This is a genomic window from Tateyamaria sp. LSS28, assembly GCF_059611725.1.
Map to the genome: position 1 here is coordinate 21,766 of NZ_JCAPFI010000004.1, position 23,127 is coordinate 44,892.

The window sequence follows — 23,127 nt, forward strand, 5'->3', positions numbered from 1 at the left end:
GCTGCGCGATGACATGATTTTGAGGCCTTGCCCTCGCCTTGCGGGCGGCCCCATCGTGTTTCCGGTCAAGATAAACGGTTTAGTTGAACCCTGGCGTGCCCTTGTCCTGAGGCGCGCGTGCCAGATGCTTGGCCTTGATCTTTGCTGAAGTATCGCGGGAGCCATCGTGGCTCCATCCCGGTGGGGCAACTGCGTAGAGCAGGCGATCTTTGAGCGTCAGCCCACGTTGGGTGACATCCTTCCAGATGCCGACCCATTCGTGAAACGCGACCCGGATCGGGTTGAAGGTGCCGATGTTCTGGACCAGCCCGTAGTCCGGCTTTTCACTGTCCAGCTCTGGAACAAAGGTGCCGAACATCTTGTCCCAGATGATGAAGACACCAGCGTAATTGGCATCGAGATACCTAGCGTTGCGTCCGTGATGGACGCGGTGGTGACTGGGTGTGTTCATCACGGCCTCGACCCAGCGGGGCAGTTTTCTGATGGCTTCGGTATGAATCCAGAATTGGTAGATCAGGTTGAGGCCGCCGACGAACAGCACCATGGCCGGGTGAAAGCCGAGCAGGATCAAGGGTGCACGGACAACCATCATGAAGGTGAAGGTGCCTGTCCAGGTCTGCCGCAATGCCGTTGTCAGGTTGTAGTGTTGGCTGGAGTGGTGGTTGACGTGGCTGGCCCAGACCCAGCGGATGCGGTGCCCGAAACGGTGCACCCAGTAGTACCGCAGGTCATCCAGCACGAAGCAGATCAGCACAACCCAGATGCCGGTTCCGAGATCAAATGGGGTGATCGCCCAGAGCCACATGAAAAACCCCCAGGCGATGAAGCCCAAGATGATGCCCGACGCGACACTGCCAGCCCCCATGATCAGCGATGTGACGGCGTCACGTGTTTCGTAGCGCCCGCCGCGATGTTTGATGACGATCCACGCCAGTTCGATGGCAATCGCGATGATGAAGAAGGGGACAGCGAGTTGTACGACGTCGGGGTAGGTCAGGTCGCTCATCATTTTTGGGTGATCCACGTTTGCCAGTCGGTGTATTCGTCGGGGGTGAGATGCAGCCGCACTTTCGGAGCGGCATAGTCATCAAGGTAAAGCGTTGTCGATTTTGCGTTGATGCGGAGCGTTTCGTTGCCTGTCAGCAGTCGGGCGCATGTGTCTGCCCCCATCTGCCACAGGATACCCGGACCGCGCTCTGTCGTGATCCGTGCGGCACGTCCATCGGCGGTGATCATTGTCTTTTCGATCACATCATCCGGGTGCGCGCGCAGCCATGCGGCACTGGCTGTTTCCGGTGTGAAAGGCGGGACCTTGGACAAGCCAAGCCAATGCAACACGAGCGCAATGCCCGCGATGCCACCGACCACTAAAATAAGCAGGATGTGCAATGGCACGGCCTGATCCTCCCTGTTGCCACTTCAGCGGAGCAGGTGCGCAATCGTCAAGCTTGGCGTTGCGTCAGGTTTGTTTATGGAACGCAGGGACGGTGAGCCATGTGTAAACGTATGTTATTGTTAATAAATATTAAAAAAATAAGTATCGCTTGCGAGCTGCGGCTTATCGCATCAAAGGCCAGTGGCGTTTGAAGACGATAGTACGTTATCCGCGTGACATGTATCGCGTGTTGTTTCTCTGCGGAAAAACCCGGATGCTTAGCCCCATAGCCGCTGATGTTGTCGCGGCCTGGCCAGGGTTCGAAGCAGACTTTGCCGGGTTGAGCAGAGATGCCGACGAACAGGTGTCTAAGGAACACCTTAATGGGCCGACATGGTGATCGTCATGCAACAGCGGCAGAAGCGGCTCTTGCAAGAGAGGATTGGTGCCAATTTACGCGATGTGTATGTGCGTCTCTTGAATGTCCCCGACCGCTTTGGGTTTATGGACCCGGAGCTGGTCGAACTCATCACACCCCGGTTACGTCGCATTCAGCCAATGAATGGCAGTTAGCTGTCTTCGCGCTCGATCAATGTTGCTATGATCGCCTTGGCGCTGTCCGATGACCAGTCGGCATCGCCGCGCAGGCGGGCGATTTCGCGCCCTTTGGGGTCGATCAGAACGGTGATTGGCAGGCCAAAGATGCCCATTTGCGCGGCCAGCTTCTGTTTCGGGTCTTGATGACGGGGCAGGTTGGTTGCGTTGATTTCTTCAAGGAATTTCACAATGGCGGCCGGGTTGTTGCGGCCTGTCGCGATGGTCACCACCTCGAAGTCGTCGCCACCGAATTCGGCTTGCAATTCTGATAGCATGGGCATTTCGTGCCGACAGGGCGCGCACCATGTGGCCCAGAAGTTCACCAGGATATGCTTGCCTTCATAGTCGGCGAGCGAACCCTCACCTTCGCCATCGGCCAGATCGAAGGATTGCATCGACACTGCTTCGGGTGTGCCGTGGAAGATCAGTTTTTTCATGTCGCCGTCCCGTAGGGCTGCGGCGGCATCCGTGTCGGCGAGCGCGGGAATTGCACCAAGGCTCAGGGCCATGTAGAGGGCTGCGACAACATTTTTTTTCATGTCTCTTCCTTAGGTGGGCGACCAGATGACCGACAAATCCGCGAATGCAATGTGGGGAGGCCGTTTTGCGGCAGGGCCAGATGCGATCATGGAGGCAATCAATGCCTCGATCGGATTTGACCAGCGCATGGCGTCCCAGGACATCGCGGGTTCGCGCGCCCATGCCGCCATGTTGGGCGCCACCGGCATCCTGAGTGATAAGGACGTGGAGGCGATCCGGGAAGGGCTGCTCACGGTCTTGTCAGAAATTGACGCAGGCACGTTTCAGTTTTCGACAGCTCTGGAAGACATTCACATGAATGTCGAGGCGCGGCTGAAAGAGGTGATCGGAGAGCCTGCGGGGCGTTTGCACACGGGGCGTAGCCGGAATGATCAGGTTGCCACCGATTTCAAATTGTGGGTGCGGGAACAGTTTGACGCGGCGGAGGGTGCTTTGTTGTCGCTGATCGCTGCCCTTCTGGATCAGGCAGAGGCGGGCGCCGACTGGGTTATGCCCGGTTTCACCCATTTGCAAACAGCGCAGCCGGTCACATGGGGCCATCACATGATGGCCTATGTCGAGATGTTTGGCCGTGACCTGTCCCGCGTGCGCGATGCGCGCGACCGGATGAACGAAAGCCCCTTGGGGGCGGCGGCGCTTGCGGGGACGTCTTTCCCGATTGATCGACAGATGACGGCGGAGGCGCTGGGTTTTGACCGGCCTGCCGCAAACTCTTTGGATGCCGTGAGTGATCGTGATTTTGCGCTGGAGTTCCTGGGTGCGGCCAGCATCTGTGCCGTACACCTGTCCCGTTTTGCGGAAGAATTGGTAATCTGGTCTTCGGCTCAATTCCGGTTTGTCACCTTGTCAGACAGATTTTCGACCGGATCGTCGATCATGCCGCAGAAGAAGAACCCCGATGCTGCCGAACTGATCCGGGCCAAGGTGGGCCGTATCTATGGCGCACACACGGCGCTGATGATGGTGATGAAGGGCCTGCCGCTGACTTATTCCAAAGATATGCAAGAGGACAAGGAACAGGTGTTCGACGCAGCCGACAACTGGATGTTGGCGCTGGCCGCTATGGATGGGATGGTGCGTGACATGACCGCGAATCGCGACAGTCTGGCTGCTGCGGCGGGTTCCGGTTTCTCAACCGCGACCGATCTGGCCGACTGGCTGGTGCGCGTTCTGGGTCTGCCATTCCGCGATGCGCATCACATCACCGGCAGCCTTGTGGCGCTGGCCGAGGCTGAGGGGTGTGACCTGCCTGATCTGACCCTGAAGCAGATGAAAACCGCGCATGAAAGCATCACTGACGATGTTTTCACTGTTTTGACCGTGAAAAACTCCGTTGCTTCGCGTACAAGTTACGGAGGCACTGCGCCGGTGCAGGTCCGTGCGCAGGTCGCCCGATGGAGAGAGGTGATCGCATGATCCGCGTTCTTTGTGTCCTGTCCCTGCTGGCCCTTGCAGCCTGCGGTGCTGATGGTGAGCCGGTGCAACCGCATGCGGGCGTAAACATCGGTGTGGGATCCGGCGGCGTGCACGCAGGTGGCACTGTGGGCGTCAGCAGAGGACCCCTGTCCGTCGGCGTGAGTCTTTTCTGATCCATGGCCCCCATTCGCATGATCTACCTTGGCCTTGCCATTTGGGGGGCCATCCATCCGATGTACTATTTCGTTAGCTGGTTTCAGGCTAACAGCTGGGATTTGATGGCGATGGTCGATGCGTGGCATGTGAACGCTGCCACCAGCGGTCTGGTCTGGGACCTGACCATTGCGGCTCTTGCCCTAACCATTTGGATCATCTCGGAAGTGGCGGTGCGCCGGAACTGGATCGCGCTTGTCGCCATTCCTGCAACATTTTGCATCGGTGTCAGTTGTGGCCTGCCTTTGTACCTGTTTTTACGGTCCCGCCCCGTCACCTGATTGATCCCGGCCAGCTTGCCCGATAAAGGCGCGTGTCATGGATCATTTTCTGTATCGCCATGGCGTGTTGCACGCCGAAGATGTCCCGGTGGCCGACATAGCCGCTTCCGTGGGCACGCCGTTCTATGTCTACTCTACGGCCACCTTGCTGCGTCACTTCAAACTTTTTGATGATGCGCTGGAGGGGATGGACCATCTTGTCTGCTATGCGATGAAGGCGGCCAGTAATCAGGCGATCCTCAAGACCCTTGCGCAGGCGGGTGCTGGCATGGACGTGGTGTCGGGCGGTGAATATGCACGGGCCAGGGCCGCAGGTGTGCCGGGCGACAAGATCGTGTTTTCTGGCGTGGGAAAGACGGCCGACGAGATTCGCAAGGCCCTGATCGGCGGCATTCGCCAGTTCAACGTGGAATCTGAACCCGAGATGGAGGTGCTGAACCGCGTCGCGGGCGAGGTCGGTGTCATCGCCCCCATCACCATCCGGGTGAACCCGGACGTAGATGCCAAGACCCACGCCAAGATCGCAACGGGCAAGTCCGAGAACAAGTTCGGCATCCCAATTGCCCGCGCACGCGAGGTTTATGCCATGGCGGGCGCGATGGACCACCTCGACGTTATAGGTATCGACGTGCATATCGGCAGTCAGCTGACTGATCTGACTCCGTTCGAGCTGGCCTATCAGAAGGTGGCCGAGTTGACTGTGCAGCTGCGCGAGGATGGGCATGACATTCGCCGCCTCGATCTGGGTGGCGGTCTGGGCATTCCCTACGCCCGTTCGAACGAAGCACCGCCGCTGCCCACCGATTATGGCGCGCTGATCAAGCGAACTGTTGGGCATCTGGGCTGCGAGGTCGAGATCGAACCCGGGCGCCTGATCGCGGGCAACGCGGGGTTGATGGTATCCGAAGTCATCTATGTCAAATCAGGCGAGGGGCGGGATTTCCTGATCCTGGATGGAGCAATGAACGACCTGATCCGTCCGGCGATGTACGAGGCCCATCACGACATCGTTCCCGTGATCGAGCCTGCTCCGGGCACGGAACAGGCCCCCTATGACATCGTGGGGCCGGTTTGCGAATCCGGGGATACGTTTGCCAAACAGCGCATGATGCCGCCCCTTGCGGCCGGAGACCTTGTCGCTTTTCGGTCGGCCGGCGCCTATGGCGCGGTTATGAGCAGTGAATACAATACGCGGCCGCTGATCCCCGAAGTTTTGGTCAATGGTGATCAATACGCGGTGATCCGCGCACGCCCGACCTTTGACGAAATGATAAATCGCGATACCATCCCTGAGTGGCTCTGACCTGTGCAGGGCCTCTTGAGGCTTTGGGCGCTATGGTGCGCCGCGACACCGGCAAGGGACGCGATGAATGGCGAGTTTTTCCAGGCATGACGTTCGGCATGGTCTGAAGGCGTTGCGCTGGCCGCTTGCGCTAACGCGGGCGGGTATGTTTGCCGAGGCGTTCTGGCAAGCCACGTGGCCGCTGGCAACCGTGGTGCTGGGGTGCTTGGCGATGCTTATGCTGGGCCTCCACGACACTGTCATGGTCGAACTGGTCTGGTTCCTTGGTGTCGTCGCGGCGTTGGCAAGCATCGGTGCATTGATCTACGCCCTGCGCCGGTTCCGTATCCCGACGCGCGAGGCGGCACTGGTCAGATTGGACGAAACGCTGCCAGGCCGCCCTATTCAGGCGCTGATGGATGAACAGGCCATTGGGGACGACGATGCCGCGTCGACGGCGGTGTGGCGCGCGCACCAAGCACGCATGGCCGAGCGTGCTGCCGCTGCGCAACCCGTCCCTGCCGATCTGCGCATCGCCCGCCGCGATCCCTATGCCCTGCGCTATGTTGCGGTGCTAATCTTTGCCGTGGCGCTGATCTTTGGCTCTATCTGGCGGGTTGGATCGGTGACCGACATGACACCGGGCGCAGGCAACGGGTTGGCAACGGGCCCGGTGTGGGAAGGTTGGGCTGAAAGCCCGCGCTACACCGGACGCCCAACCATCTATCTGAATGACATTGCAGAGGGGCCGCTTGAAGTCCCTGCGGGGTCGCTGATCACCTTGCGCCTGTACGGCGAGGTCGGCGCGCTGACCATTGCGGAAACTGTGTCGGGCCGCATCGGCGAAGTGCCCCCCGCATCGGACCCGGAGCAAGACTTTACCGTTGTCCAATCAGGCGAGATTGCGATCAACGGGCCTGGGGGCCGAACATGGGCCGTAACCGTTTTGCCTGACGTCCCTCCAGCTATCGCTGTTCTGGACGCCCCGGAGGCGACGGCGCTGGGCGAGATGACTCTCCCCTTTGGCGCATCTGACGATTATGGGGTAGAGGCGGGTGAGGCCCGCTTTTTCCTTGATCTGGATGAGGTGGACCGCCGCCATGGTCTGAGCATTGCGCCGGAGTCGCGGCCCGAAATTACAGTTGCCTTGCCGATGCCGTTCACGGGCGAGCGGACTGAGTTTGAGGAAGCGTTGGTCGAGGATTTCTCGGAACATCCATGGGCGAACCTGCCTGTGACGGTCATTATGACTGCACTTGATGCCGCGGAACAGCAGTCGGAAACCGAACCGTTCCAGATGATCCTGCCTGGACGACGGTTCTTTGACCCGATGGCTGCCTCCATCATTGAGCAACGCCGCGATCTGTTGTGGTCGAAAGACAATAGCGCCCGTGTTGCGCAGATTTTGCGCGCTGTGGCCCACCGTCCGGACGACGTTTTCCGCCGCGAAGTGGATCAGTTGCGCCTGCGCCGTGTCATCACACGGCTTGAAACGCTGGCCAGCTATGGCCTGACCGATGAGCAACAGGAAGATGTTGCGCGCGATATGTGGGACCTTGCCCTCGGGATTGAGGAAGGGGACCTGTCCGACGCGTTGGAGCGTTTGCGTCGTGCTCGCGAACGGTTGGAGCAAGCAATGCGCGATGGTGCCAGCCAAGCCGAGATCGAGGAGTTGATGCAGGAGCTGCGTCGGGCGACCGATGATTACATGCAGCAACTGTCCCGTCAGGCAGAACTTGATCGCCAAGAGAATGACGAGAACCCGCGCAACCAGCCCCAGAACCAGATGCAGATGACGCAGGACGATATCCAGCGCATGATGGATCGCATTCAGGAGCTGATGGAGCAAGGCCGCATGGCCGAGGCCGAACAGGCCCTGCGCGAGTTGCAGGAGATGCTTGAGAATATGCAGGTCACCCAAGGGCAAGGCGGCGAAGGCCAGAGCCCGGGAGAACAGGCCATGGAAGGGTTGGCCGAGACCTTGCGTGAACAGCAAGGCCTGAGCGATCAGGCGTTCCGCGATCTGCAAGAGCAGTTCAATCCCAATGCGCAAACTGGTGAAAGTCAGGGCAACGAAGGCCGTGATGGCGGTCGGGGCCGGGGCAACCAGCACAGTCAGGGCGGCGAAGGCCAGGGCGAGCAGGGCACCGATGAGGGCGGCGGAGAAGGCAATGAGCAGGCTGAGGGGCAATCCGAGGGATCTCTTGCCGACCGCCAGCAGGCGTTGCGGGACGAGTTGCGCCGCCAACAGGGTAGCCTGCCAGGCGCGGGCACGCCCGAGGGCGATGATGCGCGCGATGCGTTGGATCGCGCAGGCCGCGCCATGGACGGTGCGGAAGAGGCCTTGCGCCAACGGGATTTCGCAGAGGCCATCGACAATCAGTCGCAGGCCATGGAGGCGCTGCGCGAAGGCATGCGCGCGTTGGGCGAAGCGATGCAGCAGGAACAACAGAACGCGCAGCAGGGTCAGGGCACTAGCGAAAGTGATCGCCGGGCCGAAGCGCGTGATCCCCTTGGCCGTGATCCGGGGGCAAATGGTTCTGTAGGTACCGAGGAAGGGCTGCTTCAGGGCGAAGACGTGTACCGCCGCGCCCGCGATCTGCTGGACGAAATTCGCCGCCGCTCGGGCGATGGCGAACGTCCTGACGTGGAACTTGACTACCTCAAGCGTCTATTGGATCGGTTTTAAGGCTTAGCCTTCCTCTGCCGGTGCGGACAGGTTGTCGAGCCATGTCAAACCCGCTTCAACTTGCCCATCCAGCCAAACCCGTGCGCTGTCGACCTGTGCCACATAGGCACTGAGAAACGGATCGGCTTGGGGAACCGCCCGCGCGATATCCGGCGCAAAGACATAGATCGCGCCAAGGATCACCGCGAGCAGGATCATTAGCGTAAAACCACGACGGAAACTGGACTTGCGCGGCGCCACTTCTGCCGGATCGGTTGCGGTATCTGCCGTAGGCGCAGTCTGGCGGTCACCGGTCGATCGAAGAGTCGAGTTGATTTCCTCTATATCCGGCAACAGGTCACGGCGGGACCCGATAGCGGCCGCTGTCACCGCCGCTTCCGAAACTTGTTCCGGTGCAGCCTCCTCGCCACGCATCCGTGCCATTCGCTCGCGCGCTTCTCGGGCACGGCGATCTGAATCCGTCTCAGCGCTGTCGAGACCAAGGTCAGGTTGACTTTCAAGGCCCTCGGCATCGGTGGCCCTGGCTTGTGCTTCGATCTCTGCTTCCTGGCGCAGAATGTCGGCAACCGAAGAATCCAGTTCGCGCCGCTGGGGCTCGGGCGTGTCAGCGCGTTCTTCGTCCTCGACCGGTTCATCATCCGGCGGGCTCAGATCCGCAGGTGCTTCCGCCTCCTCCGGCTCCTGAGGGGCGTGGTCGGGATGATGCTGAAACCAGGTCTGGCCGCAGTTAGAACACTGCACATCGCGCCCCTCGGAGGGGATCACGTCATCGACAACCTCGTATTGGGCATCGCAATTGGGACATATCAGCCGCATTTTGGGTCCTGCCTCGGTTTTACGTGTTACCATATGTTGTAGGAATTGTTCAGAAAAGACATAAGTGCGACCACCACTGTCGGAGCATTCAGATTGAATCCGGCATGGTGCTGAGGCACAACAGGTGCCAAAGGGGCGAGGGCACGCGTGATCGAGCTGGAAAATGTAGCCTACAGCTATGGTGGGGGTGAACTGCTGTCCGATATATCGGTCAAGCTGGCCCCTGGGTCTTTTCATTTTCTGACGGGCCCGTCTGGCGCGGGCAAGACCACTCTTCTCAAGCTGTGTTATGGGGCGTTGCTACCCACGGCCGGACATGTGCGCTTGTTTGAGCGTGATGTACGCAGCCTGGAACGTGATGACGTCGCGACGATCCGGCGCAAGGTCGGGGTGGTGCATCAGGATGTTCAGTTTCTGGATCATTTGAACGTGTCCGACAACGTCGCCCTGCCTTTGACAGTGTCGGGGCGACAAGCTGAAGCGGCAAACGGTGATCTGACCGAGCTTATGGCTTGGGTTGGATTGACCCACCGGGCTGACGCGATGCCGCCAGAGCTGTCAGGGGGCGAACGCCAACGTGCGGCACTGGCCCGTGCTGTCATCATGTCGCCCGACGTTGTGCTGGCGGACGAACCCACCGGCAACGTCGATTGGGAGATGTCACAGCGCTTGCTGACCCTACTGGTCGAGTTGAACAGGATGGGCAAAACAGTCTTGCTGGCCACTCATGACCTCTCCCTGATCCGCGCCGCCAAGGCACAGGTACAGGCGCGCGTCTTGCGCATCTCGAACCGCCGGGTGCAGCTTGCGGGGGCAGACCTGTGACTTTTGGCCGGAACACCTTGCGCGCTCTTCTGGTGGGTGATCGACATGCGGACCGGGTTGTTCCGCCCACGGGCTTTACAGCGCAACTGACCCTATTCGTGTCGGGTGCGATGGCCTTTCTGGCGGTTTTTGCGCTTGCCTTGTCACTGGCGTCGGGCCGGTTGGCCGACCGATGGGGAGAGGAACTGGCGCGCACGGCGACCATTCGTATCGTGGCACCGGAAGATCAACGGGCGATCCAGACCGCCGCCGCTTTGCAGGTGCTGTCTACAACACCGGGCATCGCAGACGCGCGTGCCCTGACGGACGAAGAACAGCAAGCCTTGCTGGCCCCGTGGTTTGGGCAGGAGCTGCCGTTGGATACACTGCCCGTCCCCCGGCTGATCGAGATTGAAGCGACAGATCAGGGGTTCGACGCCACGGGTCTGCGCTTGCGTCTGGCGGCGGAGGTTCCCGGGGCCGTGCTGGATGATCATGGCCGCTGGCGCGAACCACTTGTGTCCGCAGCACAGCGGATGCGCCTACTGGGGTGGACTGTGGCTTTGCTCATTGTTGGGACTGTCGCTGCCATGGTGACATTGGCTGCAAACGCTGCACTGGCTGCCAATGCGCAGGTCATTGCCGTGCTCCGGCTCGTGGGGGCGACAGACAGCTATATCGCGAATGCCTTTGTCAGGCGCTTTACGCTGCGGGCCCTCGTTGGCTCTGCTGTGGGGGCCATCATCGGTGTGATCGCCGTATGGCTCATGCCTTCGGGCGGAGATAGCCCCGGCTTTCTGACAGGGCTTGGTTTTACTGGCGCGGGATGGTTGGTGCCCGTCTTTTTGCCCCTCGTTTGCGCGGCAGTGGCATTGTTCGCCACGGCCTATGCGGCCAGCCGCGCCCTAAGGACCCTCACGTAATGCAGATGATCCGTTCCGCCCTGTTCGTGGGCCAGATTTACGTCGCCATGCTCGTTCTTGGCATCGTGTTCGCCCCCTATGCCATCTTCAGTCGCAATGGGGCCTATACGGCCTGCAAGACCTATTGCAAGTGGGTGTTCTGGACCATGGGCTGGATGGTGGGCATCAAGGGTGAAGTCCGCGGCGAGGTCCCACAGGGCGAGGTGCTTATCGCAGCCAAGCACCAGTCCTTTCTGGACATCATGCTGATCTTTCATGCCTTACCCGCAGCCAAGTTCATAATGAAGCGCGAGCTGCTCTATGCGCCGATCATTGGCATTTATGCAAAACGGTTGGGGTGCGTTCCAGTGGCCCGCGGGAAACGGGGAGCGGCCATCGCCAAGATGGTGCGGGACGTGGAAGCCGGACGTGCCAATCCTGGGCAATTGATCATTTATTCGCAGGGCACGCGCGTGGCACCAGGGGTCAAGGCCGCCTACAAGGTTGGAACCGCCGTTCTGTATGAGCAGCTTGGACAGCCATGTGTACCCGTTGCGACAAATGTTGGGGTGTTCTGGCCGCGCAAGGGTATCTTGCGCAAGCCCGGCACTGCGATCGTGGAGTTTCTGCCTGTGTTGCCAGAAGGTATGACGCGCGATGCGTTTATGACTGAGCTGGAGGAAACGGTCGAGGCACGGTCAGACGCGCTGATGCGCGAAGGAGGGTTTGAGCCCAATGGAGTTCATTGAAGACATTCCTGCGTTGGAAGCCCTGTACGGCACGCCGGGGCAACCGTCGTTGCGTAAGGTGGCCGACCATCTGACCCCGCTTTACGCCGAGTGGATCGCTGCATCACGCTTTGTGGTGCTGACGACTGTTGGTCCGGATGGAACCGACGGCAGCCCGCGCGGTGATGATGGGCCCGTCGTGCTGCAGCTTGACCCAAAAACACTGGCGCTGCCGGATTGGCGTGGGAACCAGCGGCTCGACAGCTTGCGCAACATCGTCGAGGACGGGCGTGTGTCACTGATGTTCATGGTGCCGGGGTCGAATACCGTCGTGCGGGTAAATGGTGAGGCTCGGCTAACAGCGGATGAGGGGCTGAGACAGCAGTTCGAGCAGAAGGGGAGGCATCCGGCAACGGTGATCGTGATTCGCGTGGGAGAGGTCTACACCCAATGCGCGCGGGCACTGATCCGGTCAGGTCTGTGGTTGCGCGACGATGCAAAGAGCCTGCCGACACCGGGCGAAATCCTGGCCGAAGTGTCCGAGGGCGATGAAGGTGGCGCATCCTATGATGCGGCATGGCCCGAGCGTGCAGCCCGGACCATGTGGTAGCCGTTTTCTGGAATAGAAAACGGACCGGAAACTGGGTCAGTTTCCGGCTCTGCTCGGAACTGTGTTATGGCAGCAGCACTGCGTCGATGGCGTGGATTACGCCATTCGACGCAAAGATGTCCGGCTGAATAACATTGGCATCATTCACTTTCACGCCTGACCCGAACTTCCCGACGATCCCGTTCACATCGAGTGTACCGCCCTGAACTGTTGTCACATTCTGGCGCGTGCCCAGCACGTCACCTGCCGTGATCTGGCCCGGTACAACATGGTACGTCAGGATATTGACCAGTTGGTCTTTGTTTTCGGGCAAGAGCAAATTGTCGACGGTGCCAGCGGGCAGCGCGGCGAATGCGTCATTTGTAGGGGCGAAGACGGTGAAGGGACCGGGCCCCTTCAGCGTATCGACCAGTCCGGCCGCCTGAATTGCGGCGACGAGGGTTGAGAAGTTCGGATCGCCAGCCGCGATATCTACGATGTCCGGGTCTTGCGGTTGCGCGCATGCGGCCAGTGTCAACAGGGCAGCGCCGCCCCCGATTAGTTTCAAAGTGCTGCGACGATCCATGATGATGTCCTCTTGTCGTTTGGCATTTAATCAATCAACCCCGACGGGCTAGCCTATCAAAGAGCGTGGTTTGCCAAAAAGGAAATGACGGGCATCCCTATAAATAGGCGTGAACGCGCCATGCGGCGGATTTGCTCCGAGGGCGAAACCGTTCGGTGGCGGATGGTCGCCAGTTTGAGGCCAGTTCACGTTATCTATGGACAGGTGGCGCTGTGCTCTGGCCCGGCTCGCCTCCAAGAAGCAAAAAAGGCCGGCTCTTTTGGAACCGACCTTCTCGTTAGCATTGTGCGGTGTGACTAGCTATGAATCGCCCCAAGGCCGCAGGCCAGTGCCGCCTCGCGCACCGCCTCGGAGTAGGTGGGGTGCGCGTGGCAGGTCAGCGCCAAGTCTTCTGCTGAGGCGCCGAATTCCATCGCCACGCAGACCTCGTGGATCAGGTCGCCTGCGCTCGGGCCGATGATGTGCGCCCCAAGGATGCGGTCGGTTTCGGCGTCGGCGAGGATCTTGACGAACCCGTCTGCGGCAAAGTTTGCTTTGGCCCGACCGTTGCCCATGAAGCTGAACTTGCCCGCCTTGTACTTACGCCCTTCGGCTTTCAGCATTTCTTCGGTCGCACCGACGTTGGCCACCTCGGGGTGCGTGTAAATCACGCCAGGGATCACGCCGTAGTTCACGTGGCCATGCTTGCCTGCCACTTGATCGGCGGCGGCCATGCCTTCATCCTCGGCCTTGTGGGCGAGCATTGGTCCCTCGATCACGTCACCGATGGCGTAGATGCCGGGGATGTTGGTCTGCCAGTGCGCGTCAACGGCGATCTGGCCGCGGTCGGTCATCTTGATCCCCAGCGCATCCAAACCCAGCCCGTCAGTGTAGGGCTTGCGGCCTGTAGCGACCAGAACGACGTCTGCGTCGACTTCGTGTTCGCTGTCGTCCTTGCGAAGTTTGTAGTGCACCTTGGCCTTGTTCTTGGCGACGTCGACCTTTTGAACGGCAGCGCCCATGGTGAAGCCCAGACCCTGTTTGGTCATGATTTTCTGGAACTGGCGCTGCACCTCGGCATCCATGCCGGGTGTGACGGCGTCGAGGAATTCGATAACTTGTACTTCGGACCCCAGGCGCTTGTAGACCGAGCCAAGCTCCAGCCCGATTACGCCAGCGCCGATCACCACCATCTTCTTCGGGATCTTGCCCAGTTCCAACGCCCCGGTGGAGCTGACGACAACCTTTTCGTCGATCTCGACGCCTGGCAGTGTGGCGACATCGGATCCGGTGGCAATGATGATGCTCTTGGCCTCGTGGACCTCATCTCCGACTTTGACCTTGCCTGTTTCGGGAATACTGCCCCAACCCTTGAGCCAGTCGACCTTGTTCTTTTTGAACAGGAATTCGACACCCTTGGTGTTCTGACCGATCGTGTCGGTCTTGTATTGCAGCATCTGCTTCCAATCGACGGATGGCGATTTACCCTTGAGGCCCATGGCGCCGAAATTGTGCTCAGCCTCGTGCAGCATGTGGCTGGCGTGCAGCAGCGCTTTCGAAGGGATACAGCCGACGTTCAGGCAAGTGCCGCCCAATGTCTCGCGCCCCTCGACGCAGGCGGTTTTCAGGCCGAGCTGCGCGCAGCGGATGGCGCAGACATAGCCGCCGGGGCCGGAGCCGATGATGATTACGTCGTAAGAAGCCATGGGTTTGGTCCTTTTGCTTTGGCGTCGGACCGGTGGCGCTGCCCCCGGACCCCCGTGGTATTTTCAGTCAGAAGAAGATCACAAGAGCGCCGCGATTAACATGAAGGGTGCGGAGAGGAAGCCCACGAACCAGATTAGCGACCGCCATGGGGTCAGGCCGAAGTAGTAGGCGGGGATATAGAGGATGCGGGCAGCAAGATAGGTCCAGGCGCAAGCGGCAGTAAAGCCAGTATTGGCGTCTGCGAGCGACACCACCATGACGGCTATGGTGAAAAGCGCGAGGCTTTCGAAGTGGTTTTCCCAAGCCCGGATCAGGCGGGCCGTTCTGTCGGACACCTGATCCTGAATGTCGCCGCCCAAACGATTGCGGTCCCGCGGGGACAGTGTCTTGCCTTGCGGCAATTCGATGTTCGTGGGCACGGCCATGAGTGCGAATTGCAGCACTTGCAGAAGGGCCGCGAGGGCAAGGGCGGTGAGTTCGGGTGTCATCACGCGTGTCCGATCAGGCCCCCAGAAGTGGCAACAGCATCAGCACCAGCCCGCCAAGCGAGGCGAACCACGCGATAGAGCGGACCATGGGTATACCAGAGGCATAGGCTGGGATGTAGGCAACGCGTGCCCAGAACCATAGAGCTGCACCTGTGGCACTGGTCGCCGTGCCCAGGTCAGTGACCTTGAGCATCAGCGCAAGCGCGATGAAGGCGGGCAGGGTTTCGAGATAGTTCTTGAGCGCACGCTGGATGCGCCCCGCGATCTGGTTTTGATCGCGGTGGTCGTCCTGGGGGCCGAGTGCCCAGCCGATACCTTTGGACAGGTCAGAGAATGTGGCCTGCAGGATTGCGTGGGCGATCAGCAGGATGACGGCGTAGGTGAGGTAGGTGAGTTCTGGGGTCATTGGGTGGTCGCCATTATCTTGAGGATGTTTCGATCTGGGTCTTCAACTTCGAGGCTACGGGACCCATCGGCATTCTCGTGGACAGCTGCCACACTGGCAACCGGCGCAATTCGATCTTGAAGAGCGTCAATGTCGGCCGTCGCAAGATGAAAGTCTACTGATCCGCCGAGCGTTCGATGGCCGCCTCCTGCGCCAGATACATACAGCGCCAGACCTGGTTCCGGGTGGTCGAATTGCGCCCACCCGAATTGTTCTGCGACAAAACTTGCCTTGCACTCCAACAGCGTTTCATAGAACCGCAAAGATGCGGCCAAGTCAGCTACCGGAATTTTCACAAGTGCAAGTTGCAAGGCCATATGCTTACAAATCCATCAACAGACGCCGCGGATCCTCCAGTGCTTCTTTCACCCGCACGAGGAACGTCACCGCCCCTTTTCCGTCTACGATCCGGTGGTCGTAGCTAAGGGCGAGGTACATCATCGGCCGGATCACGACCTGACCGCCAATCGCCATGGGACGATCCTGGATTTTGTGCATGCCAAGGATGCCGGATTGCGGCGGGTTCAGGATAGGTGAGGACATGAGCGAGCCATAAACGCCGCCGTTCGAAATGGTGAACGTGCCGCCCTGCATCTCCGCCATCGACAGTTTGCCATCGCGCGCGCGCGCACCTTTCTCGGCGATCTGCTTTTCGATGTCGGCAAAGGACAAGCTGTCGGCTTCGCGGATCACTGGCACCACAAGGCCTGTGGGCGTGCCCGCGGCGATGCCCATGTGCACGAAATTCTTGTAAACGATGTCGGTGCCGTCAATCTCGGCATTGACCTCGGGCACTTCTTTCAGCGCGTGGCAGCACGCCTTGGTGAAGAAAGACATGAAGCCCAGCTTGACGCCATGTTTCTTCAGGAACAGGTCTTTGTACTCGTTCCGCAGGGCCATCACCTCGGTCATGTCGACCTCGTTATAGGTGGTGAGCATGGCGGCGGTGTTCTGACTGTCCTTCAGGCGTTTGGCGATGGTCTGGCGCAGGCGGGTCATCTTGACCCGTTCCTCGCGTGCGGCATCATCTGCTGCGACTGGCGCACGGGGCGCGCCTACGGGGGCCGATGGGGCAGGTGCGGTAGCCGCAGCTGCAACGGCCTTGGCCACATCCTCTTTCATCACACGGCCATCGCGACCCGTTCCGGTGACTTGGTCGCCACTGATCCCGGCCTCGGCCATCGCTTTCTGAGCTGACGGCGCATTTTCGACATCCGAGCGGCCTGTCCCCGCGGGGACAGCAGCCGGTGCGGCCTCGGGGGAGGCTGCGACAGGCGCGGCGGCTGCGCCAGAGGATGAGATCACGGCCAATTTGGCCGATGCGTCTACGGTGGTCCCTTCGGGCGCCGTGATTTCGGCAAGGACACCGGCGGCGGGGGCAGGCACTTCGACGCTGACCTTGTCGGTTTCCAGCTCACAGAGCATTTCGTCTTGGGCGACACTGTCGCCCACAGCTTTGAACCATGTGGATACGGTTGCTTCGGTCACGCTTTCACCCAATGTGGGCACCATGACGTCAACACTGTCTCCGCTCTTGGCGGGAGCAGCGGCGGGCGCTTCGGCCTTTGGAGCAGCCTTGGGCGCGTCGCTGGATGCTGCCGCTGCCCCACCTTCGGCGATGTTGGCGAGCAGGGCGTCCACGCCAACGGTTTCGCCCTCCGCCGCCACGATGTCAGCCAGCGTTCCCGCCACAGGGCTGGGCACCTCAACCGTAACCTTGTCGGTTTCCAACTCGCACAGCATCTCGTCCACCTCAACACTGTCGCCGGGTTTCTTGAACCATGTGGCGACGGTGGCTTCGGTGACGCTTTCACCCAGGGTGGGCACGCGGACTTCGGTGGTCATGGTGTTATCCTTCGATGGTCAGCGCTTCGTTCACGAGCGCGGCTTGTTGGGCTTTGTGCTGGCTGGCCAGACCTGTAGCAGGGCTGGCAGAGGTGGCGCGGCCCACGTAAGCGGGGCGCTGGTGCTTGGCCTTGATGCGGGTCAGGACCCATTCGATATTGGGTTCGATGAATGTCCAGCCGCCCTGGTTCTTGGGCTCTTCCTGGCACCAGACCATTTCGGCCCCTTTGAACCGCTCCAGTTCCTTGACCAGAGAGATCGCCGGGAATGGGTAGAACTGTTCAATCCGCATCAGATAAATGTCGTCAATGCCGCGGGCGTCACGTTCTTCCAGCAGGTCGTAGTAAACCTTGCCCGAACACATGACGACGCGCTTGATCTTGTCATCTTTGGCCAGCTTGGTGTCGGAATTTCCGTGCTCAGCATCGTCCCACAGCACACGGTGAAAGGACGAGCCGGTTGTGAACTCGTCGGCCTTGCTGACAGCCAGCTTGTGACGCAGCAGCGATTTGGGTGTCATCAGGATCAGCGGCTTGCGGAAGTCACGGTGAATCTGGCGACGCAGGATATGGAAGTAGTTGGCGGGCGTCGTGCAGTTGGCGATGATCCAATTGTCTTGACCGCACATCTGCAAGAAGCGTTCAAGGCGGGCAGAGGAGTGCTCCGGCCCTTGCCCCTCGAACCCGTGCGGCAGCAGAACGGTCAGGCCGGACATGCGCAGCCATTTGCTTTCGCCCGAGCTGATGAACTGGTCGAACATGATCTGCGCGCCGTTGGCAAAGTCGCCGAACTGGGCCTCCCACAGCGTCAGTGCGTTTGGTTCGGCCATCGAGTAGCCATATTCGAAACCCAACACCGCGTATTCCGACAACATGGAGTCGATCACTTCATACTGCGCCTGGCCCGCCCGGATCTGGTTGAGAGGGTAGTACCGCTCTTCGGTCTCCTGGTTCACGTAACCTGAGTGCCGTTGGCTGAACGTGCCGCGGGTCGAGTCCTGACCGGCGAGGCGCACCGGGAAGCCTTCGGTCAGAAGCGAGCCGAATGCCAGCGCCTCACCCGTGGCCCAGTCAAAGCCTTCGCCGCTGTCGAACATCTTCCTCTTGGCCTCGATCAGACGGCCCACGGTCTTGTGCATCGGGAAGCCGTCTGGCGTGGATGTCAGGGCCTTGCCCACATCGGCCAGGGTTTCCGGCGCGATGGCCGTCTTGCCGCGCTGGTAGTCTTCCTTATTCTTGTCGAGGTGAGACCACTTGCCGTCCAGCCAATCGGCCTTGTTCGGTTTGTAGTCCTTGCCCGCCTCGAACTCGTCATTCATCTGGGCCTGGAAGGCGGCTTTCATATCCTCGATCTCGCCCTCGGGGATCAGGCCATCACGGACCAGGCGTTCGGTATATAGCGTGAGCGTCGTTTTGTGCTTCTTGATCCGCTTGTACATCACCGGGTTGGTGAACATTGGCTCGTCGCCCTCGTTGTGGCCGAAGCGGCGATAGCAGAAGATGTCGATCACAACGTCCTTGCGGAACTTCTGACGGAACTCTGTGGCCACCTTGGCGGCGTGGACCACAGCCTCTGGATCATCCCCGTTTACGTGGAAGATGGGTGCCTCGACCACCAACGCGTTGTCGGTGGGATAGGGGGAGGAGCGCGAGAAGTGTGGCGCGGTTGTGAACCCGATCTGGTTGTTGACCACGATATGCATGGTGCCACCGGTCTTGTGGCCCCGTAGGCCCGAAAGGGCGAAGCATTCAGCCACAACACCCTGACCGGCAAACGCCGCATCACCATGCAGCAAGATCGGCATGACGCTGGTGCGTTCGTGGTCATTGTTCTGGTCCTGTTTGGCGCGCGCTTTGCCCAGCACCACCGGGTTCACGGCTTCGAGGTGCGAGGGGTTTGCTGTGAGTGACAGGTGGACCGTATTGCCGTCAAACTCACGGTCGGAAGAAGCGCCAAGGTGGTACTTCACATCGCCGGACCCGTCCACGTCCTCCGGTTTGAAGCTGCCGCCCTGGAATTCGTTGAAGATCGCCTTGTAGGGTTTGGCCATCACGTTTGCCAATACCGACAGGCGCCCGCGGTGGGGCATCCCGATCACGATGTCCTTGACTCCCAGCGCACCGCCGCGCTTGATGATCTGCTCCATCGCGGGGATCAGGCTTTCGCCGCCATCCAGACCGAAGCGTTTGGTGCCCATGTACTTGACGTGCAGGAATTTCTCAAAGCCCTCGGCCTCGACCATCTTGTTCAGGATCGCCTTGCGCCCCTCACGGGTGAACTGGATTTCCTTGCCGAACCCCTCGATCCGCTCCTTGAGCCAGCTGGCCTCCTCGGGGTCCGAGATGTGCATGTATTGCAGGGCAAAGGTGCCGCAATAGGTGCGTTTCACGATGGCGACGATTTCGCGCATAGTGGCGACCTGCAGGCCCAGCACGTTGTCGATGAAGATGGGGCGGTCCATGTCGGCCTCTGTGAAGCCGTAGGATTTTGGGTCCAGCTCGGGGTGCGGGGTCTGATCACGCATGCCCAGCGGGTCGAGGTCGGCCACAAGGTGCCCCCGGATGCGGTAGGCGCGGATGATCATTAGCGCGCGGATAGAGTCGAGCACGGCGCGTTTGATCTGGTCATCACTGACTTCAACGCCCTTTTCCGCAGCCTTCGCCTTGATCTTGTCGCCTGCGCCTTTGACCTCAGCCGGGGCGGCCCACTCACCCGTCAGGGCCTGGGTCAGATCATCGCCCGGAACCGGAGGCCAATCTGCGCGCGCCCAGGACGGCCCCTCAGCTTCGCGTTTGACGGACACCTCGTCATCGCCCATCGCCTTGAAGAACGCCTGCCAGCTTTCGTCCACTGCACCGGGGTCATTGGCGTAGCGGGCGTACATCTGTTCGAGGTATTCCGCATTGTGCCCCTGCATGAAGGAGGAGGCATGGAACTGGTCGTTGGGGGATTGGTCGGTCATTGTGAGTATCCTTACTCCCGAAGTTCTGCAGTCGCTGCGATACTGAGTTTCGCACCCGACACCGCTTTGGCGGATTGGTCAGGCATCATGGCGATCGAAAAGTACTGATCACCTTTTCCCGTGAATGCGAGTTTCTTTTCCGCACTTTGTGTTCGACGAGTTGCAAATTGCGTAAACTGATCTTCAAGTTCCGCGAAAGGAATGACAAATGTCGTTGTGAAACTACAGGTGAACGTGTCCGGTGGCAGCGCGGAAGAAACAAATGCCACGGCATCGTTTCCGCGTTCAAGGATCAGCATGAGACGAGTCTGAAACAGCTCGATTCCTGAGAACTCGGTGGGATTGCGGACAATGTCGTCTTGATTGGCGATGTCTATGCCTTCCACTTCTAAGGCGTAGAAGCGTTCAGTGATCTTGCCTTTGGATGGCACCCGCGTCCAGTCATCCGAAACACCCTGCTGTATCAGTTCCGCCGGTCCGGAAATGTCTGCCTGACAGCGCTCGAGCATCGCGAAAGTCGCGGCCTTGAGCACCACATTCGCTGATGCGGAATGTGGTGCAATCAAAACTGCGAAAGATACAAGAAGCAGCCGTAGCATTATCCCTTAATCGCCTCCATCACGGCCTCGCCCAGCGTCGCGGGGCTGTCGGCCACCACGATGCCTGCGGCGCGCATGGCTTCGATCTTGTCCTCGGCACCGCCTTTGCCGCCCGCGACGATGGCACCCGCATGGCCCATGCGGCGCCCGGGAGGGGCGGTGCGGCCTGCGATGAAGCCGGCGGTTGGTTTCCAGCGGCCTTTCTTCTTTTCGTCAGCGAGGAACTGTGCTGCGTCTTCTTCTGCAGAGCCACCGATCTCACCGATCATGATGATGCTTTCGGTTTCATCGTCGGCCAGGAACATTTCCAGCACGTCGATATGCTCCGTCCCCTTGATCGGGTCGCCGCCGATGCCTACGGCGCTTGACTGGCCCAGGCCCATATCCGTCGTCTGTTTCACAGCCTCATAGGTTAGGGTGCCCGAGCGGCTCACGACACCCACGCTCCCGCGCTTGTGAATGTGGCCAGGCATGATGCCGATCTTGCACGCATCCGGCGTGATGACACCGGGGCAGTTGGGGCCAATCAGGCGACTAGCTGACCCTTCCAACGCGCGCTGCACCTTCATCATGTCCAGAACCGGAATGCCTTCGGTGATGCACACGATCAGGGGCATCTCGGCGTCGATGGCTTCAAGGATAGAGTCGGCGGCGAAGGGCGGCGGCACGTAGATGACAGAGGCATTCGCCTCAGTCACGTCCATTGCCTCGTGCACCGAGTTGAAGACAGGCAGGTCCAGATGTGTCTGACCACCTTTGCCGGGTGTCACGCCGCCCACCATCTTGGTGCCATAAGCGATGGCCTGTTCGGTGTGGAACGTACCTTGCGAGCCGGTCAGGCCCTGGCAGATCACTTTGGTGTTTTCATCGATGAGTACGGCCATGAAGCGCTTCCTTGGTTTGTCAAGCGCAGACGGACTGGGTCTGCGGCGAGAGAGTAGTTTGAGTGACGGGAACAACGTCGCGCCTGGCGGTGCCGTGCGCGGTCGCGGAAAGGGTGAAGAGGGGGCGGGCGGCTTCGAAGTAGGCGCGCAGCAGCTTTTGGCGATGCGGCAACCACCCGTTTGGGTGTTTACGGCGCGCATCGGATATCTCCACCTCTTCCGGAAGCCGGTCGACAGCGATGAACGTCTTGCCTTGGCGCGTTCCGACATGGACCACGGCAATACGCCCGCGCAACAGCGCCCGACCTTCGAGATACGCTGTGCCGGGTTCCGTAGTGTATGGTGCGGGCAGGGAGATGGGCGTGCCAAAGACCGGCTGTTCAGCCATCTTGGCCTGAACGGCGGCCACGGCATCTGCTGCATGGTTGCCTTGGAACTCCACGGCGCAGCGGCGTTCGGCGTGATCAGGTGTTCCGGGGGCAGGCTCAAGTGACTTGTCCCAGAAGGTCAGATCGAATGGTAGCGGGGCGCCCGCGAGGCTTTCCATGTTCACGCGAGCACGCTCGACTGTCTGACCTGCTTTGAAACAGTACGATACAAATGCGTCGATGGCCGGATGTGTTCCGGCGGTCGCTGGCATGGCCAGACCGCACAGAGACAAGGCGCCAAGGATATGACGTGCGACTAGCGCCATACAATCCAGACTCCGGTGAGTTTTTGACCCAGAACGTTTGTGCGCGTCACCATCTTCAATCGTGTCCCGGCCGGTGCACCGGATATCGCCCATTCCTGTTGTGCATTTCCCGTGGCCGCGACCGGCGTCAGAGCATAGCCCGCCGCCGTGACAGTGTTCACCAGTGCTTGCGCAGTCGTGGCTTGGTCCTGCCGGCGGACAGAAATGTTGCATTGGAAGATATTGGATCGTCCGGCGCCCAGGGCGACACTCATGAAAATGTCACCACGCCGCTGACCTGAGAGAAAGTAGTTTCGTCCCGCCTCGTCCGGGGCAACCCCGAAATCGCGTCGGCTCACCTGATCGAAGCGCTTTTCGACGCCAGCCATGCTGGGCAGCGATGCGACACAGGTATCTGCAAAGGCCTGCGCGGCCAACGCTATGTTTCCGGCTGGTTTCGAGCGGTTGGGCACTGCAGGTTGCGCAGCGGGAGTCGCGACAGGTGCATTGCCGCCGGACACGACCGATCGGATTTCTGACGTTGGGATGTCGCGTGCAGCGCGCGCACGCGGCGCGCTGCCTTCCCGTTGCTCCAGCCATACAGCTGTCGAGGCCAACCCAACAGGCGGCAAGCTCTGCTGGACCGGAATGTCTGGCCGTCTTTCGCTGCTGCATGCGGCAACTGCCAAAAAGGCTGCGACAACTACTCCCGCGCGCACCATCGGCG

At 60.3% G+C, this 23,127-nt stretch carries 25 protein-coding genes; 10 read left to right on the forward strand and 15 right to left on the reverse strand.

From position 1 onward, the window contains the following. Window positions 1-79: 79 nt before the first annotated feature. Together AC53L6_RS12550 and AC53L6_RS12555 are read right to left on the reverse strand one after the other, a co-directional pair. Complete coding sequence (locus tag AC53L6_RS12550; protein ID WP_496908097.1) at window positions 80-1,009, reverse strand: sterol desaturase family protein; 930 nt, start codon at window positions 1,007-1,009, stop codon at window positions 80-82. Continuing rightward, on the reverse strand, window positions 1,006-1,395 hold the full coding sequence (locus AC53L6_RS12555) for a hypothetical protein (protein WP_299744005.1): 390 nt from the start codon (window positions 1,393-1,395) through the stop codon (window positions 1,006-1,008). The genes AC53L6_RS12550 and AC53L6_RS12555 overlap by 4 nt, the downstream gene beginning before the upstream one ends. 373 nt (window positions 1,396-1,768) lie before the next feature. Here AC53L6_RS12555 and AC53L6_RS12560 point away from each other — a divergent pair, with 373 nt between their 5' ends. Further along, entirely contained in the window at window positions 1,769-1,948 is a 180-nt protein-coding gene (locus AC53L6_RS12560) for a hypothetical protein (RefSeq protein WP_496908098.1), read from the forward strand. Here AC53L6_RS12560 and AC53L6_RS12565 read toward each other — a convergent pair. Then, entirely contained in the window at window positions 1,945-2,511 is a 567-nt protein-coding gene (locus tag AC53L6_RS12565) for a TlpA disulfide reductase family protein (protein WP_496908099.1), read from the reverse strand. The two genes, AC53L6_RS12560 and AC53L6_RS12565, sit on opposite strands and share 4 nt — an antisense overlap. Before the next feature lie 25 nt (window positions 2,512-2,536). Between AC53L6_RS12565 and argH the strand changes: the two genes are divergently transcribed. From argH to AC53L6_RS12590, 5 genes are all read left to right on the forward strand, one after another. Beyond that, window positions 2,537-3,928 carry an argininosuccinate lyase gene (gene argH, locus AC53L6_RS12570; protein ID WP_496908100.1) on the forward strand — a complete coding sequence of 464 codons (1,392 nt, stop codon included), beginning with the start codon at window positions 2,537-2,539 and terminating at the stop codon, window positions 3,926-3,928. Next, complete coding sequence (locus AC53L6_RS12575) at window positions 3,925-4,101, forward strand: hypothetical protein (RefSeq protein ID WP_299201241.1); 177 nt, start codon at window positions 3,925-3,927, stop codon at window positions 4,099-4,101. Before argH ends, AC53L6_RS12575 begins: the two co-directional genes overlap by 4 nt. A 3-nt stretch (window positions 4,102-4,104) precedes the next feature. After that, a complete protein-coding gene (locus AC53L6_RS12580) occupies window positions 4,105-4,422 on the forward strand; it encodes a DUF2834 domain-containing protein (protein WP_299599570.1) in 318 nt (105 codons plus the stop codon). 37 nt (window positions 4,423-4,459) lie between these two features. Then, window positions 4,460-5,725: a diaminopimelate decarboxylase gene (gene lysA / locus AC53L6_RS12585; RefSeq protein WP_496908101.1), complete on the forward strand. Its 1,266-nt coding sequence runs from the start codon at window positions 4,460-4,462 to the stop codon at window positions 5,723-5,725. Between the two features lie 67 nt (window positions 5,726-5,792). Then, a complete protein-coding gene (locus AC53L6_RS12590) occupies window positions 5,793-8,393 on the forward strand; it encodes a TIGR02302 family protein (RefSeq protein ID WP_496908102.1) in 2,601 nt (866 codons plus the stop codon). Between the two features lie 3 nt (window positions 8,394-8,396). On the opposite strand, the gene AC53L6_RS12595 is transcribed toward AC53L6_RS12590, so the two are convergent. Continuing rightward, window positions 8,397-9,209 carry a zinc-ribbon domain-containing protein gene (locus tag AC53L6_RS12595; RefSeq protein WP_496908103.1) on the reverse strand — a complete coding sequence of 271 codons (813 nt, stop codon included), beginning with the start codon at window positions 9,207-9,209 and terminating at the stop codon, window positions 8,397-8,399. 147 nt (window positions 9,210-9,356) lie between these two features. Here AC53L6_RS12595 and AC53L6_RS12600 point away from each other — a divergent pair, with 147 nt between their 5' ends. Genes AC53L6_RS12600 through AC53L6_RS12615 form a run of 4 tightly spaced genes read left to right on the forward strand, consistent with a single transcriptional unit; the run spans window position 9,357 to window position 12,253 of the window. Next, complete coding sequence (locus AC53L6_RS12600) at window positions 9,357-10,034, forward strand: cell division ATP-binding protein FtsE (protein ID WP_496908104.1); 678 nt, start codon at window positions 9,357-9,359, stop codon at window positions 10,032-10,034. A 17-nt stretch (window positions 10,035-10,051) separates the two neighbouring features. Beyond that, window positions 10,052-10,936: a cell division protein FtsX gene (locus AC53L6_RS12605; protein WP_496908105.1), complete on the forward strand. Its 885-nt coding sequence runs from the start codon at window positions 10,052-10,054 to the stop codon at window positions 10,934-10,936. After that, entirely contained in the window at window positions 10,936-11,664 is a 729-nt protein-coding gene (locus tag AC53L6_RS12610) for a lysophospholipid acyltransferase family protein (RefSeq protein WP_299599559.1), read from the forward strand. The genes AC53L6_RS12605 and AC53L6_RS12610 overlap by 1 nt, the downstream gene beginning before the upstream one ends. Then, window positions 11,651-12,253: a pyridoxamine 5'-phosphate oxidase family protein gene (locus AC53L6_RS12615; RefSeq protein ID WP_299201266.1), complete on the forward strand. Its 603-nt coding sequence runs from the start codon at window positions 11,651-11,653 to the stop codon at window positions 12,251-12,253. Before AC53L6_RS12610 ends, AC53L6_RS12615 begins: the two co-directional genes overlap by 14 nt. Before the next feature lie 64 nt (window positions 12,254-12,317). Here AC53L6_RS12615 and AC53L6_RS12620 read toward each other — a convergent pair whose 3' ends face one another. From AC53L6_RS12620 to AC53L6_RS12670, 11 genes are all read right to left on the reverse strand, one after another. After that, window positions 12,318-12,818 carry a fasciclin domain-containing protein gene (locus AC53L6_RS12620; RefSeq protein ID WP_299201269.1) on the reverse strand — a complete coding sequence of 167 codons (501 nt, stop codon included), beginning with the start codon at window positions 12,816-12,818 and terminating at the stop codon, window positions 12,318-12,320. Between the two features lie 296 nt (window positions 12,819-13,114). After that, window positions 13,115-14,503 carry a dihydrolipoyl dehydrogenase gene (gene lpdA, locus AC53L6_RS12625; protein WP_496908106.1) on the reverse strand — a complete coding sequence of 463 codons (1,389 nt, stop codon included), beginning with the start codon at window positions 14,501-14,503 and terminating at the stop codon, window positions 13,115-13,117. 78 nt (window positions 14,504-14,581) lie between these two features. Then, window positions 14,582-14,992, reverse strand: coding sequence for an MAPEG family protein (locus AC53L6_RS12630; RefSeq protein WP_496908107.1), 411 nt, complete (start codon window positions 14,990-14,992; stop codon window positions 14,582-14,584). Between the two features lie 13 nt (window positions 14,993-15,005). Further along, window positions 15,006-15,398 (reverse strand): MAPEG family protein, encoded by a 393-nt coding sequence (locus AC53L6_RS12635; RefSeq protein WP_496908108.1) that lies wholly within the window; start codon window positions 15,396-15,398, stop codon window positions 15,006-15,008. Beyond that, entirely contained in the window at window positions 15,395-15,754 is a 360-nt protein-coding gene (locus AC53L6_RS12640) for a VOC family protein (RefSeq protein ID WP_496908109.1), read from the reverse strand. The genes AC53L6_RS12635 and AC53L6_RS12640 overlap by 4 nt, the downstream gene beginning before the upstream one ends. 4 nt (window positions 15,755-15,758) lie before the next feature. Further along, complete coding sequence (odhB, locus tag AC53L6_RS12645) at window positions 15,759-17,282, reverse strand: 2-oxoglutarate dehydrogenase complex dihydrolipoyllysine-residue succinyltransferase (protein WP_496908110.1); 1,524 nt, start codon at window positions 17,280-17,282, stop codon at window positions 15,759-15,761. 4 nt (window positions 17,283-17,286) lie between these two features. Continuing rightward, window positions 17,287-20,244, reverse strand: a complete 2,958-nt coding sequence (locus AC53L6_RS12650) for a 2-oxoglutarate dehydrogenase E1 component (RefSeq protein WP_496908111.1) — start codon at window positions 20,242-20,244, stop codon at window positions 17,287-17,289. Window positions 20,245-20,255: 11 nt separating this feature from the next. Then, entirely contained in the window at window positions 20,256-20,843 is a 588-nt protein-coding gene (locus AC53L6_RS12655; RefSeq protein WP_299698615.1) for a hypothetical protein, read from the reverse strand. Then, window positions 20,843-21,727, reverse strand: a complete 885-nt coding sequence (gene sucD, locus AC53L6_RS12660) for a succinate--CoA ligase subunit alpha (RefSeq protein ID WP_299698616.1) — start codon at window positions 21,725-21,727, stop codon at window positions 20,843-20,845. Before sucD ends, AC53L6_RS12655 begins: the two co-directional genes overlap by 1 nt. 19 nt (window positions 21,728-21,746) lie before the next feature. Then, a complete protein-coding gene (locus AC53L6_RS12665; RefSeq protein ID WP_496908112.1) occupies window positions 21,747-22,421 on the reverse strand; it encodes a hypothetical protein in 675 nt (224 codons plus the stop codon). Beyond that, the gene (locus tag AC53L6_RS12670; RefSeq protein ID WP_299770163.1) at window positions 22,412-23,122 is read right to left on the reverse strand and encodes a hypothetical protein; all 711 of its coding nucleotides are present in this window, start codon (window positions 23,120-23,122) and stop codon (window positions 22,412-22,414) included. Before AC53L6_RS12670 ends, AC53L6_RS12665 begins: the two co-directional genes overlap by 10 nt. Between the last annotated feature and the right edge of the window lie 5 nt (window positions 23,123-23,127).